We start from the raw sequence: 14207 nt of genomic DNA on the forward strand, positions 1-14207 counted from the left end.
GAAGGAGAGAACATGCAAGTGAACTGGAAAGGTGTCTTCCCCGCTGTCACGACCAAGCTGAAGCAGGACGGCTCGCTGGATCAGGAGGCCATTGTCAGCGGGCTGAACCGGCTGATCGAGAGCGGCGTCGGCGGGGTCGTGATGATGGGCATGGTCGGCGAGAACGCCCAGCTCACACCGGACGAAAAGCGCACGGTGCTGAAGATCGCGGTCGAAACGGTGAAGGGGCGCGTGCCGGTCATCTCGGGCCTGGCGGAACTCAACACGGCAAACGCGATGCAGTTCGCGAAGGATGCGGAAGCGATCGGCGTGCAGGGTCTGATGGTGTTTCCGGGCCTGACGTACCGCTCGGACGATCGCGAGACGGTGGAGTATTACCGCTCGATCGCGCGTTCGACCCGCCTCGGCCTGATGATCTACAACAATCCGCGCGGCTATGGCGTCGACATGCGTCCGGACCTGCTCGCCCAGCTCGCCGACGAAGCGAACGTCGTCGCGATCAAGGAAGAGACCTACGACACGACCCGCGTAACGGATCTCTACGCGCGCTTCGGTGATCGCTTCGTCGTGCTCTGCGGCGTGGATGACCTGATCGTGGAATCGGTTGCGCTGGGCGTTACCGGCTGGGTGTCCGGCATGGCGAACGCGCTGCCGAAGGAATCCGTCGCGCTGCTGAATCATGCGGTCAACGGCGAGTACGACAAGGCGCGCGCACTGTACCGCGCGCTGATCGACCTGTTCCATCTCGATACGCACGTCAAGCTCGTGCAGTACATCAAGCTCGCGGAGAACATCACGGCCGGCTATCCGGAATACGTGAAGGCGCCGCGCCTGATGCTGGAAGGCGAGGAACGGCAGCGGACCATCGAGATCGTGGAGAAGACGATCGCCAGCGTGCGGGCGCTCGAACAATGAAGTCCACGTTCTTCTGCATCGACGGACACACGTGCGGCAATCCGGTGCGCGTGGTTGCGGGCGGCGCACCGCCGCTCGAAGGCGCGAGCATGATCGAACGGCGCGCGCATTTTCTGCGCGAGTTCGACTGGATCCGCACCGCGCTGATGTTCGAACCGCGCGGTCATGAGGTGATGTCCGGCAGCATTCTCTATCCGCCGACACGCCCCGATTGCGATCTCGCGATTCTCTTCATCGAGGTGAGCGGCTGTTTGCCGATGTGCGGACACGGCACCATCGGCACGGTCACGACGGCGATCGAAAACGGACTCGTGCGGCCACGCGAACCGGGCGTGCTGCGGCTCGACACGCCCGCGGGCGTGGTCGTCGCGCGTTACCGGATGAACGGCGAGCATGTGGACTCGGTGCAGCTCGTCAATGTGCCGTCCTTCCTGCATTCGCGAGATCTCTCCGTGGAAGTGGACGGGCTCGGCGAGATTCGCTTCGACGTGGCTTACGGCGGCAACTTTTATGCGATCGTCGAACCGCAGCAACACTATGAAGGCTTGCACACGCTGAAGCCTTCGGACATTCAACGTCTGAGCCCGGTGCTGCGTCAACGCGCCAACGAGAAATACAGTTTCGTGCATCCCGAGAACGAAGCAATCAACGGTCTCAGTCACGTGATGTGGACCGGCGAACCCACCGTGACCGGCGCCAGCGCGCGCAACGCGGTGTTTTACGGCGACAAGGCCATCGACCGTTCGCCGTGCGGCACCGGCACGTCGGCGCGCATGGCGCAGCGGGTCGCGAAGGGCCAGTTGCAGATCGGCGAGCGCTTCGTGCACGAGAGCATCATCGGCACGCTGTTCGAAGGTGTGCCGATGGACACCGCGCGCGTCGGCGAATACGACGCCATCGTGCCGACCATCGAAGGCTGGGCGCGCGCGACGGGCCACAACACGATTTTCGTCGATGACCGCGATCCGCTCGCGCACGGCTTCCTGCTCAAGTAACCGGAGAGACTCTTTCATGCTGATCCTGAAGAATGTCCGCGTGCTCGACGCCGATCACGAACGCGACGACGGCCGTTACTCCATCGTCATCGAAGGCGGCACGATTCGCGAAGTTACGCGCGAGCCGGTCGATGCGGGCGGCGCGGAGGTGATCGATGTCGGCGGCAAGACGGTGATGCCAGGCATGATCGATTGCCATGTGCATGTGATCGCGTCCGTCGCGCATCTCGGCAATAACAGCCGTCTGCCGAACACCTTCGCCGTGCTGCGCGCGGTGCCGATTCTCGCGGGCATGCTGAACCGCGGCTTCACCACCGTGCGCGATGCGGGCGGCGCGGACTATGCGTTGTCGCGTGCCGTGGAGGAAGGCGTGATCGCGGGGCCGCGCCTGTTCGTCGCGGGCAAGGCGCTCTCGCAGACCGGCGGGCACGGCGACTTCCGCGAACGCTTCGACAACTCGGACCCCGATCCGTGCGGCTGCAATCGCAACATGGGGGCGATCGGACGCGTGGTGGACGGCGTCGATGAAATGCGCAAGGCCGTGCGCGAGGAAATGCGCGCGGGGGCGAATCACATCAAGATCATGGCGTCGGGCGGCGTCGCGTCGCCCACCGATCCGATCGGCAACCTGCAATTCTCCGTCGATGAAGTGAAGGCCGCCGTCGAGGAAGCGGAGTCGCACCAGACCTATGTGATGGCGCATGCCTATACGCCGAAGGCAATTGCGCGGGTCGTGCGGCTCGGCGTGCGGACCATCGAGCACGGCAATCTGATCGACGAGGAAGCCGCCGACGCGATGCTCGAACACGGCGCCTATGCGGTGCCCACGCTCGTCACGTATGACGCGATGGCCCGCGTCGGCGCGCAAATGGGTCTCGGTGAGGATACGCTCGCGAAGAACGAGTCGGTGCGCAAACGCGGTCTCGAAGCCGTCGCGATGCTGCACAAGCGCGGCGTGAAGATGGGCCTCGGCTCGGATCTGCTCGGCGACATGCATCAGTTCCAGAGCGATGAACTGTCGATTCGCGCGGAGATCGTCGGCGCGTTCGAGGCGATTCGCCAGGCGACGGCCATCGGCGCGGAGATCGTCAACATGAAGGGCAAGCTGGGCGTCGTGGCGGCGGGCGCGTTTGCCGATCTGCTGGTCGTGGATGGCGATCCGTTGAAGGACATTCGCGTGCTGACGGGGCAGGGCGAGCGCATCGCGGGCGTGATGAAGCAGGGCGCATGGGTGCGGGAGACCTTGCGCTGAGGCCGCGTGCCAAAATGCCACCTTTAATCGACATCGCATAGCGGAAACACATGTCTTCAGCCGTGACTCCACTCCGCCGCCGCGCCGAAGCGCCCGATTCCGCCGACACCACGCGCAGGATCGTGCGCACGACGACGGTCGAACTCGTCACCACGGCGCTGCGGCAGCGCATCCTGTCCGGCGATCTCGCGCCCGGCGAAGTGCTGCGTCAGGAAGCGCTCGCCGACGAACTCGGCGTGAGCCGCGTGCCGGTGCGCGAGGCCATCACGCGGCTGGTCGGCGAAGGCCTGCTGACCAAAGTCCCGCACAAGGGCGCGTATGTGGCGGATTTGTCGATCGGCGAAGTGCAGGAGACGTTCGAGATCCGGTTGAGGCTGGAGCCGTGGCTGTTTTCCCAGGCCATTCCGCACATCAGCGACGCCGATATCGCGCGCGCCGAGCAGCTTGTCAACGAGATGGATCAGGCCGAATCGGGCATGTGGGGCCAGCTGAACTGGCGTCTGCACGAGACGCTGTATCTGCCCGCCGGGCGCGACATCACGTTGCAAATGCTGCGTGGACTGCACGACCGCAGCGACCGCTATTTCCGCTTTCAGGTCGTGCAGGTGCCGATCCGCGAGCAGTCGCACGACGAACACATGAGTCTCGTCGAGGCTTGCCGGAAGCGCGACGCGAAGCTCGGTGCGAAGCTGCTCGAACAACACGTGAAGACGGCCGCGCAGCAGATCATCGCGGTCGTCGAGACCATCATGGCGCGATGAGCCGGACGCGTGCGGGCAGCGCCGGGTCGCGCGCGTCGATGTCGATTTGCATGTGGTCAGGCGCGGCCGCGATCTGTGCGAACGCGGCTTCATCGACCATCACGACGGGCACGTGCTTCGCGTAGAGTTCGTTCGCGACGATGGCGCCGATCGACAGGATCAAATCGCGTTCGGTCAGCACGATCCCGACCGGCCCGGTGCCGTTGCGCACGGCTTCCGCGAGCACGCTGCTGCTCGAACTCGATCCGCGCGCACGCGGCATCACGAGGACGCGCGCCGCGAGACTCGTGCCGTGGCCCGCGTGCGTGGCATCGACGATCACGCCGCGCGCCGCGTCATAACCGCCCCAGAAACTCAGCGGCTGCAACGCGATGCCCGCCGCGCGCGCATGGCCCGGAACCAGGGCGACCGCTTCAAATGCTTTCATCGAACCACACCTGTCCTTCGAAGGCCGAACGCACGCATTCGCTCATGCTGCCGAACGCCACCGTCACGCCGATGTTCGCGGGCGCGTAGTGCGCCCATTTGCCGGAATTGGTCATCACGAGCCCCGTCACCTGTTTCATCACGGGCGTGATGTACGTGCAGGTATCCACGACGATCTGCACGCCGCGCTCGCCGAGCGTCTGCGCGATGCCTTCCTGTTCGAGTTGCCACAGCACGAAGCGGCTCGTGTTGACATAGAAATCGCTGCGCGGCCTGCCTTCGTGACGCGCGAACAATGCGGCGAGCGTACGGAATTCATCGACGGAAAAGTGCGGCGTGCCGAGACTCACGGCAGCCAGCGCATCGCCAGGTTGTGCGCGGCTCCAGCGTGCGCGCACCGCCGCGAGATCTGCCGGGCTCAGGCGCAGCGTGCGTTCGGGCGCGCGGCCTTGCAATGCGGCGTCGAGTGTTGCGGCCTCCGGCGTGATGCCGACCGCATGAAACAGCGCCACCGAACCGCTCGATGCCGCCGCCGCGCCGAGCGCCTTCAGTTCGTCCTCGGTGGTGTCGAAGGGAAGGCCGGTGATCGCGGCGACCGTCGCGCCCACCTCGCCGCCGAGCACGAAACCGAGCGCGGCGAAATGCGCGTCGCGATGCGGCGATGCGCTCACGTCCGGCGCCTCGATCACGACACGCGCGGCGCGATTCTCCGTCACATGCAGTCCGGCATGCGGCACGCGGCCGGTGATAGCGGCGGCGAGATCGAGAAAGTCGCCATAGCGGCTCGTGCGCGCGCCGAGCACGGAATTGGCAAACACGATGGCATTGGATTCGGCCCAGGCAATCTGATCGCCTTGTTTCGGACGATGCCGCAGTTGATACGGCGCGCACGTGAAGCTCGCCTCGCAGCCGAGTTCGACATGCGCCTGCATCAGCCGCGTGCCCGCGCGTGCGAGATCGGCTTCGCCATGAAACAGTTCGGGATGGATGAGATCGAGCGAGCCGACATTGAGCGTGGTCGGCACGGACACTTTTGCGCCGCTCGCGACGAAACGTTCCACGAAGTCGAGACTGGCCGCGCCGTGATAGAGACAGCCGTCGATGTGCGCCGACGTGATGTCGATCAACGCGCGCGCGTCCATCACGCGAGCCGTCGCGACGACGATGCGCATCGCCAGCGCGACGCCTGCGCCGAGATCGCCGTTGAGCATCGCGCGGTCGCGCGGACTGAGAGTGAGCATCGAGCGGAGTAAGGTGAAAAGGGTCCGCGTCAGGATAGCGGATTTGCGCTGGTGGCTCAAAGACTCTCAGCGCTTATTACTCCCGATATGCCGCGAACTTCGACGTCTTGCCAATGCCCGGATTCAGGCAGTTGCACGGATCGAGCGTCCGGTAAAACCCGGCGAGCTGCGGCTTCGCTTCGTACAGATGCCCGACATTGTGTTCGGCCGGATATTCGGCGCCGCGATCATCGAGCAGCGTGAGCATCTCGTGTTCGAGCGCCATGCAGTCGTGGCCCTTCGCGACGATATAGTCCTGATGGAACACGTGACACAGGAAGTGCCCGTAATACAGCTTCAGCAGGATCGGGTGCTCGATCTGCGGCGGCAATTGCTCGAACCATTCGCGATCGTTGCGGCGCAGGGCGATGTCCAGCGCAACGATATCCTCCACGTCGCGATGATGCACCGCGCGATAGCGCACGGCCGCACTCGCCGCCGCGAAGCGATGCAGAAAAGCTCTGCGGCCTTCGTCATCGGTACATTCGAAGCAGGCGCCGGCTTGCTCTCCGGCGGCGAAGTGCTGCTCCAGAAACGCACGCGCTTCCGCGACGCCGGCGGCCGGAACCTTCAGCATCAGGTGATGTGCATAGCGCTCGCGAAACTCCAGCAGACGCGCGGGAAGATGTTCCGGCAGACGCTCGCTGAACCATTGGAGCAGACGGTCCGTCAGGTGCTTCGGCATGAAGCCGAAGCGCTCGAACCAGGCATCCGCGCGCGTCTTGAGATTGAAGAACAGCGGCAGACGGCGCGTGCCGAACCGGTCGATGATGACGAACAGGTCCTTGCCATAGCGGCGCGCGACGTCGAAGGCATCGCGGTGCAGATATTCGCCCGCCACCGGCAGATGCGCGAAGTTCGCCAGCACGTGGCGTCGCAGACGGGTCAGCACGGCTGTATCGTTGGTGCCGATGTAGAAAACCTGCGCGCCGCGTTCGGCCGCGAAGGTGTCGAGCCGCACCGCGAAGGTCATCACCTTGCCCGCCGAGCCCGACGCTTCGAACAGCCGTCGCGGGTCGGCGTTGAAACGCGCGGGCGTGGGGGCATCGACGTCGCGAACGTGCGTCGCGTAGTCATGATCCGAGGCGGCAGCGCCTGCATTGACATCGGCGTCGCTGAACGCACCGTTTTCGATGCGCGCCAGAATCTCCTCCGGCGCGCCGCCGAGTTCGATGCCGAGGTGGTTCACGAGGCGCGGCGTGCCCGAAGCATCGACGACGGCGAACAGCGCCATTTCCGTGTAGGCCGGTCCGCGATGCACGAGCGAGCCGCCCGAGTTATTGCTGATGCCGCCCAGCACCGACGCCCCGATGCACGACGAGCCGATCACCGAATGCGGTTCACGTCCGAGCGGCTTGAGCGCGGTTTCGAGTTGATCGAGCGTCGTGCCGCCGATGCAGACCACCTGGCTGCCGCCCTTGAGCAGATGCACGCGCCGGATGCGCGTCGTGCTGACGATGACGACGTCGCGGTCATAGCCGTCGCCGTCGGGTGTCGAGCCGCCGGTCAGCCCGGTATTCGACGCCTGCGTGATGACGATGGCGCGCGCCGCGCAGCATGCGGCGAGCGTGCGCCATTGTTCCAGCAGCGTGCCGGGGCGCACCACGGCCAGCACGCGGCCGCTGCCGAAGCGATAGCCGATGCGATAGCGGCGGGTTTCCGCGTCGCCGGTGAGCACGTTGCGCACGCCGACGATCTCGCCGAGCGAAGCCAGCAGGCTCTTGCCGGCGTTCGCGAACGGGACGGAGGTCTGGGCTGTATCGGACATGGCGGTCTCAAGCCTGTCTCGGGCCTGAGGCGGCGGGCGCTGCGACTGTCGCGCGTTGCGTGAGGGTCAGCAGCGCGCCCAGCAACAGCGCCGCAGCAACCACGGCAAGTCCCGCATTCGTGCTGTGCGTGACGTCCTTCATCCAGCCGATAATCGACGGGCTGACGAAACCGGCCAGATTGCCGATGGAATTGATCATCGCGATACCGGCTGCGGCTGCGGTGCCGGTCAGCACGCTGCTCGGATAGGTCCAGAAGACCGGCATCATCGAGAGCACGCCGGCCGTGCCGAGCGAGAGCGTGAGCATCGCGAGCATCAGGTTGCCGCTGTGCAGCGTGCTCAGGTAGAAGCCCACGGCGGCCGCCAGAGCCGCGACGGCAAGATGCCGGCGCCGTTCGTTACGGCGATCCGAACTGCGGGCCACCAGTGTCATCGCGACGATCGCGACCGCGTAGGGAATGGCCGTGAGCAGGCCGACGTCGAAGGCATCCTTGACGCCCGCCGCCTTGATGAGCGTCGGCAGGTAGAAGCTCACGCCGTACAGGCCCATCATGCAGCAGAAGTAGATCGCCGCCAGGTGCCACACGCGGCCGTTCGTCAGCACGCTTTTGAGCGAGTGATCGGCGCTTTCGGGGGTGTCGCGCGAGATGTTGTCCTCCAGAAGCTGCTTCTGACGCTCGTCCAGCCACGAGGCCGCGCGTATGCCGTTGGGCAGCATGAACAGGGTCAGCACACCGAGCAGCAGCGAGGGAATGGCTTCGAGGAGGAAGAGCCATTGCCAGTTGGCGAGTCCGTGAACGCCGTTGAACGCCGCCATGATCCAGCCGGACAACGGGCCGCCGAGCACGCCGGCGACCGGAATGCCCATCATGAAAAGCGCGTTCATGCGGCCGCGTCGCGTGGAGGGATACCAGTACGTCAGGTACAGCACGATGCCGGGAAAGAAGCCGGCCTCGGCGACGCCCAGCAGGAAGCGCAGCGTGTAGAACGTGGCCGGTGTCTTGACGAACAGCGAGGCCGCCGACACCAGCGCCCACGTGATCATGATGCGGCTGATCCACACGCGCGCGCCGACGCGATGCAGAAGCACATTGCTCGGCACCTCGAACACGAAATAGCCGATGAAGAAAATGCCCGCGCCGAGTCCGTAGACGGATTCGCTGAACTTCAGGTCGTTGAGCATCTGCAACTTCGCGAAGCCGACATTGACGCGATCCAGGTAGGCCGCGACATAGCAGATGAAGAGAAAGGGCAGCAGGCGCCAGGTGACTCGGGCGTAAGTGGCGTTCTCGAAGGCGGGGGTGGAATGCGGGGTCATCGCGTGTCTCCTGGTGCGTGTGCGACGTGTGCGGACTTGCGCCGCAACTGAGTGGCTGACGCGCATTGTTCCGCGACCGCGCAAGGCTGTCGAGACGCTGGACCAGTGGTCCGACCAGTTATTGTTGGCGTGCCAGTAGGGTTCGACCGCCGTAGTCAATGGCGGCGCGGCAGGGGGGATTTCCGCACGGCAGTGCTGCGTGTAGGGCGCGTGTGCGGCGTGTGCTGCGTGTGCCGCGCGCGCAGCACGCGCTGTCGAGTTACTGCCAGCCCTTCAGCCGCAGCGTCGCCCGCACGAGCCGCTGTTCCTCGGCCTCGATCTCACGCAGGCATGCCGTGGTGGTGTCGATATGCGTGCTCGCCGCCTTGCGCGCGAGTTCAGGCTGCTTGCCGAGCACGGTCTTGTAGAGGCGGGCGTGCTGTTTGTCGATGACACGCTTCTCGGCCGCACGGTGATAAAGGTTGTTGACGGAGGCGAAGACCGAGCTCAACAGAAGGTCGGTCAGCGAACTGAGCGTGTGAACCAGCACGGGATTGTGCGATGCCTCGCAAATGGCGAGGTGGAAGTTGTAGTCGAGCTGGGCGCGCTTCGACTCGCCCATTTCGCTCTCGCTGGCGGCCAGCATCTCTTCGTAGCGGCGCGTGATGAGCGCGAAATCCGCCTGCGTGCCGCGCAATGCGGCGAGGCGGGCCGATTCGGCTTCGAGCATCGCGCGCACTTCGAAGATGTCGTAGAGCGTGCGGGGCTGCGAGCCGAGCAGATGCATCATCGGCGTGAGCGCGGGCTGCGACGTGAGCGAGGCGACAAACGAACCGCGTCCGTGCGAGGTCTTGATGATCCCCCGCGTGCGCAGCACCTTCAAGCCTTCACGCACCGCCGAGCGCGACGCGCCGAGCTTCACCGTCAGCCGCCGTTCGGACGGCAGCGCCTGACCGGGCTTCAGGACACCATCGACGATCAGGCTTTCGATACGGTGCGCGACGACGTCCGCGATCTGCGACGCGTCTTCCGGATGGGATGAATGCATGGCACGCCTCACTGGTCCGACCACTTCGAGCACTCTAGCATGGCCGATATGGCGCGAGCACCGTTCAGCGCGCTCAGCCAATCTGTCACGCCGTGCGGACAGTGTGTCCCTGCGGCTCGACAGCACACCACGCCCGCGCCTGCTGCGGGCGCAATGGCACCGTACTTGCATGAGGGTGGCCCCTTGATCGATCGAATCTTTAACTCATCCTGAAAGGAGAAGTCTTCATGAATCCGGATCTGACCTTCCGCGCCGGCGAGGCCACGGTGTTTGCCGCTCCCGGACAAGCCACCGATGCGATGCCGGAGATATTGATTGGCCGGGTAGACGGTCCCGTGGGTCACGCTTTCGCGAACATGATGGCGCAGTCGAAGGGGCACACGGCCATGTTCGCCATTCGCGCGTGCAACCAGCTGGTCCGCCCCGCGACCATGATCGTGCCGAAAGTGACGCTGAAGGACATGGCGAACATCGACCTGTTCGGCGGCGTGGTGCAGTCCGCGACAGCGGATGCCGTGGTCGATTGCCTGATCGAAGGCATCTTGCCCAAGGACCAGGCCAACGAGTTGTGCATCATCAGCCTGGTGTGGATCGACCCGCGTTGCGCAACCGACGCGAATTTCGACAAGAAGGACATGTATCGCACGAACTACGAAGCCACCAAACTGGCTATCCGGCGCGCGATGAACAACGAACCGAGCGTCGACGAACTCATTGCGAACCGCCACAGCATCAAGCACGACATGGACGACTGGAGTTAGTCCGAAGCCGTAACGCGACATGCTCCTCACAGCGCGCCACGCCCTTGCGGAACGAGCGCGGTGGCATCGACAGCCGCCGCCACACGTCGCGCAGCGGTTCAGCGGCTTCCTGCCGCGCGTGCTTCCCGCTTGCGTGGAGCAGCTTCCTTGCGCGGCGCGGGCGACGCGTTCACGGCAGTCGCCGGCAGTGCCGCGGCGAGTGCCTGCGTCCCGGAAGCGACGGGCTGGGCGAGATCCGCTGTCTTCAAGGTGAAATTGACGTGCACGGTGTCATAGGGAAACACGATGCCGCCGCGCTCGTCATGTTCCAGCAAACCCGTTTCGAGCAGCGCCTTGACGTCGCCATGAACGCCTTTCACGTCGCGCTCGAGACGCCGCGACAACTCGCGGATGGACATGGCGCCGGCGCCGGTCATGGCGCGGATGATCTGCCAGCGCGACGTCGTGAACGTGCGAAACAGCAGTTCGGGAGTGGCATAGGAAAAGTGCGCGCCTTGAGCCTTGCCGGCGGCTGCGGCCTGTGCGCGTTTCATGACGTCGTCGAGGGACGACACGCTGATCGTAACGGTCTTCATGGTCTTGACCTCCATCTCTGCAAGATTTCCATATCCATCCTGAAATCGGCCAGCAGCCGATTCAGTGACAAAAATTCATAGGGTGACTCAGTATTCGTGAAGTGACGGTGGTCGCCCTTGCGACGCTCGTTGTCGTAGCGCAGCACGCACACGTGCCGCGCGACGAACGCGAGCCTGTACTTCCAGGAATGGGAGCATCCCGGAACCGGCACAGGGACTTGCCAGATCTTCATTTCAACCAGCGAGTCTGGCGAGAGCTCATGGCGCTCGCCAAGGATCAGAATTGCTTTGCCTTTGCTGTTGGACATTTTGACAACACCTCGTTGTGTTGTCAAATCTTCCAACGTTCTTCAGCCGCACACCATTTGCCGGACGGTGGACTTGACGAAGCATGCGACATGCGGCAAGAAGCGCGCACTCACCGCGAGTGAAGCGCGAGGCTCGCACAGTCGTCATACCGGGGCCGTCATACGCTGCTAGACTGAAAAGCCCGTTGCGTGACGTCAGGCGGACGATGCGGAAGCCTTCCGGCATCCCGCAGCGCAACAACGGCACACAGTGTGCGGAATGGCAGCTTATAGCCGGCCCCTATCGGCCGCATTGCAAAAATCGCATTCTATTGAGGGTGGCTGTCACGTATTTTCTGAAATACGGCAGGGCTGGCAAGCCCGCGATTTACGCGCCACAAAAAAGCAGCGACTTCACTCAAGGGTTCGGGGCATGTTCACCGAATCCGATCAAGGCAGGAGCACAGCAGAACAATAGTGGGACCGTCCTCGCAAGGAGATAGCGCATGTCAAACGAATCGAAGTGTCCGTTCACTCATGCCGCCGGTACCGGCACGACGAACCGTGACTGGTGGCCCAGGCAGCTACGCGTAGATCTGTTGAATCAGCACTCCGGCAAGTCCAATCCACTCGATCCCGGCTTCAACTATGCCGAAGCCTTCAAGAGTCTCGATCTCGCCGCGGTCAAGAAAGACCTCGCGGCGTTGATGACCGACTCGCAGGAATGGTGGCCCGCCGACTTCGGTCATTACGGTCCGCTCTTCATTCGCATGGCGTGGCATAGCGCGGGCACCTACCGCATCGGCGATGGCCGGGGAGGCGGTGGCCGCGGCCAGCAACGCTTCGCGCCGCTCAACAGCTGGCCGGACAACGTCAGTCTCGACAAGGCGCGTCGCCTGCTCTGGCCGATCAAGCAGAAATACGGCCAGAAGCTTTCCTGGGCCGACCTCATCATCCTGACCGGCAATGTCGCGCTGGAAACCATGGGCTTCAAGACCTTCGGCTTCGCCGGCGGTCGCGAGGACACGTGGGAGCCGGACCAGGACGTCTACTGGGGCAATGAAAAGACCTGGCTCGGCGGCGATGTCCGCTACGGCAAGGGCGCCGCCGGCAATGACGACGACCAGGGCGTCATCACCGCCGACGTACAGAAGCACGGCGAGGAAGCGAGCCGGACCGACGGCGGCCGCAATCTCGAGAATCCGCTCGGCGCGGTGCAGATGGGCCTGATCTACGTCAATCCGGAAGGCCCGGACGGCAATCCGGATCCGCTCGCCGCCGCGCACGACATCCGCGAGACTTTCGCGCGCATGGCGATGAACGACGAGGAAACCGTCGCGCTGATCGCAGGCGGACACACCTTCGGCAAGACGCACGGTGCGGGTCCGGCCGACAACGTCGGCCCCGAGCCGGAGTCCGCCGATCTCGAGAACATGGGCCTTGGCTGGAAGAACAGCTTCGGCAGCGGCAAGGGCGCGGACACCATCACCAGCGGTCTCGAAGTGACCTGGACCACGACGCCGACGAAGTGGGGCAGCGGTTTCTGGGAAAACCTGTTCGGCTACGAATGGGAACTGACCAAGAGCCCGGCGGGCGCGAATCAATGGGTGGCGAAGGATTCGGGCGAAACCGTGCCGCACGCGTTCGATGCATCGAAGAAGCTGAAGCCGACGATGCTGACCACCGACCTGTCACTGCGCTTCGATCCGGAATACGCGAAGATTTCAAAGCGTTTCTGGGAGAACCCCGACCAGTTCGCCGATGCCTTCGCGCGCGCATGGTTCAAGCTCACGCACCGCGACATGGGACCGAAGGCACGCTATCTCGGTCCGGAAGTGCCGCAGGAAGAACTGGTGTGGCAAGACCCGATTCCGGCTGTCGATCATCCGCTCGTGACCGATCAGGAAGTCGCCGCGCTGAAGCAGAAGGTGCTGGCGTCGGGACTGTCGGTGGCGGAACTGGTGTCGACGGCATGGGCGTCGGCGTCCACGTTCCGGGGCTCGGACAAGCGCGGCGGCGCGAACGGCGCGCGCATCCGGCTCGCGCCGCAGAAGGATTGGCAGGTCAACGAGCCTGAACAGCTCGCGAAGGTGTTGAAGGCGCTCGAAGGCATTCAGGGCGAATTCAACGGCGCGCAATCCGGCGGCAAGCGCATTTCGTTGGCCGATCTGATCGTGCTGGCGGGCGGCGCGGCCATCGAGAAAGCGGCGGAGAAGGCGGGTCACAAGGTGACGGTGCCGTTCACGCCGGGCCGCATGGATGCGTCGCAGGAGCAGACCGATGTCCTCTCGATGTCCGCCATGGAACCGGCCGCCGACGGCTTCCGCAACTACATCAGGGACGGCATTCGCGTACCGGTCGAGGCGCTGTTGATCGACAAGGCGCAACTGTTGACGCTGAGCGCGCCGGAAATGACGGCGCTCGTCGGCGGACTGCGGGCGCTGAAGGTGTCGTCGGGGAATGGCGCGCACGGCGTCTTCACCGACAAGCCCGAAGCGCTGACCAACGACTTCTTCGTGAACCTGCTCGACATGAACACGGAGTGGCAACAGCTGTCGTCGCGCCGCGATGTGTTCGAAGGCCGCGATCGCAAGTCGGGGCAGCGCAAGTGGACCGGCAGCCGCGTCGACCTGATCTTCGGCGCGCATTCGGTGCTGCGGGCGTTGTCCGAGGTGTATGCCAGCGCGGATGGCCAGGCGAAGCTGGTCAATGACTTCGTCGCCGCATGGAGCAAGGTGATGGATCTCGACCGCTATGAGCTGAAGAAGTAAGCGCCAGGCACGCATCCGGCGTGACGAACGGCGACCTTCCCGGGTCGCCGTTTTTCATGGCGGGCGCGTTC

General features: G+C 64.4%; 13 protein-coding genes. 6 read left to right on the forward strand and 7 right to left on the reverse strand.

Translation table 11 applies throughout. From position 1 onward, the window contains the following. Positions 1 to 12 precede the first annotated feature (12 nt). The 4 genes from QCE88_RS23405 to QCE88_RS23420 are packed head-to-tail and all read left to right on the forward strand — an operon-like array spanning position 13 to position 3923. Positions 13 to 915: a dihydrodipicolinate synthase family protein gene (locus QCE88_RS23405; RefSeq protein ID WP_309906749.1), complete on the forward strand. Its 903-nt coding sequence runs from the start codon at positions 13 to 15 to the stop codon at positions 913 to 915. Continuing rightward, on the forward strand, positions 912 to 1910 hold the full coding sequence (locus QCE88_RS23410; RefSeq protein ID WP_309906751.1) for a 4-hydroxyproline epimerase: 999 nt from the start codon (positions 912 to 914) through the stop codon (positions 1908 to 1910). The genes QCE88_RS23405 and QCE88_RS23410 overlap by 4 nt, the downstream gene beginning before the upstream one ends. Before the next feature lie 16 nt (positions 1911 to 1926). Continuing rightward, the gene (locus QCE88_RS23415; RefSeq protein WP_309906753.1) at positions 1927 to 3162 is read left to right on the forward strand and encodes an amidohydrolase family protein; all 1236 of its coding nucleotides are present in this window, start codon (positions 1927 to 1929) and stop codon (positions 3160 to 3162) included. A 50-nt stretch (positions 3163 to 3212) separates the two neighbouring features. Further along, a complete protein-coding gene (locus QCE88_RS23420) occupies positions 3213 to 3923 on the forward strand; it encodes a GntR family transcriptional regulator (RefSeq protein ID WP_309906755.1) in 711 nt (236 codons plus the stop codon). Here QCE88_RS23420 and QCE88_RS23425 read toward each other — a convergent pair. The 5 genes from QCE88_RS23425 to glcC all read right to left on the reverse strand — a co-directional run bounded on the left by QCE88_RS23425 (position 3910) and on the right by glcC (position 9742). Further along, on the reverse strand, positions 3910 to 4350 hold the full coding sequence (locus QCE88_RS23425) for an aconitase X swivel domain-containing protein (RefSeq protein ID WP_309906758.1): 441 nt from the start codon (positions 4348 to 4350) through the stop codon (positions 3910 to 3912). The two genes, QCE88_RS23420 and QCE88_RS23425, sit on opposite strands and share 14 nt — an antisense overlap. After that, positions 4337 to 5590, reverse strand: a complete 1254-nt coding sequence (locus QCE88_RS23430; protein ID WP_309906760.1) for an aconitase X catalytic domain-containing protein — start codon at positions 5588 to 5590, stop codon at positions 4337 to 4339. Before QCE88_RS23430 ends, QCE88_RS23425 begins: the two co-directional genes overlap by 14 nt. Positions 5591 to 5666: 76 nt before the next feature. Further along, positions 5667 to 7397: a D-lactate dehydrogenase gene (dld, locus tag QCE88_RS23435; protein ID WP_309906762.1), complete on the reverse strand. Its 1731-nt coding sequence runs from the start codon at positions 7395 to 7397 to the stop codon at positions 5667 to 5669. A gap of 7 nt (positions 7398 to 7404) precedes the next feature. Next, on the reverse strand, positions 7405 to 8715 hold the full coding sequence (locus QCE88_RS23440; protein WP_309906764.1) for an MFS transporter: 1311 nt from the start codon (positions 8713 to 8715) through the stop codon (positions 7405 to 7407). A 259-nt stretch (positions 8716 to 8974) separates the two neighbouring features. Beyond that, entirely contained in the window at positions 8975 to 9742 is a 768-nt protein-coding gene (gene glcC, locus QCE88_RS23445) for a transcriptional regulator GlcC (RefSeq protein ID WP_309906766.1), read from the reverse strand. 227 nt (positions 9743 to 9969) lie between these two features. On the opposite strand from glcC, the gene fae reads away from it, so the two are divergent. Further along, positions 9970 to 10503, forward strand: coding sequence for a formaldehyde-activating enzyme (gene fae, locus QCE88_RS23450; RefSeq protein WP_309906767.1), 534 nt, complete (start codon positions 9970 to 9972; stop codon positions 10501 to 10503). Between the two features lie 98 nt (positions 10504 to 10601). Here the strand turns inward: fae and QCE88_RS23455 are convergent, their stop codons facing one another. Further along, positions 10602 to 11078, reverse strand: coding sequence for a transcriptional regulator (locus QCE88_RS23455; RefSeq protein ID WP_309906769.1), 477 nt, complete (start codon positions 11076 to 11078; stop codon positions 10602 to 10604). Then, a complete protein-coding gene (locus QCE88_RS23460) occupies positions 11075 to 11386 on the reverse strand; it encodes a DUF6516 family protein (protein ID WP_309906770.1) in 312 nt (103 codons plus the stop codon). Before QCE88_RS23460 ends, QCE88_RS23455 begins: the two co-directional genes overlap by 4 nt. A 485-nt stretch (positions 11387 to 11871) precedes the next feature. Here QCE88_RS23460 and katG point away from each other — a divergent pair, with 485 nt between their 5' ends. Beyond that, entirely contained in the window at positions 11872 to 14136 is a 2265-nt protein-coding gene (gene katG / locus QCE88_RS23465; protein ID WP_309906772.1) for a catalase/peroxidase HPI, read from the forward strand. The last annotated feature ends 71 nt before the right edge of the window (positions 14137 to 14207 follow it).

It is taken from the genome of Caballeronia sp. LZ035, assembly GCF_031451175.1.
Taxonomy (GTDB): domain Bacteria; phylum Pseudomonadota; class Gammaproteobacteria; order Burkholderiales; family Burkholderiaceae; genus Caballeronia.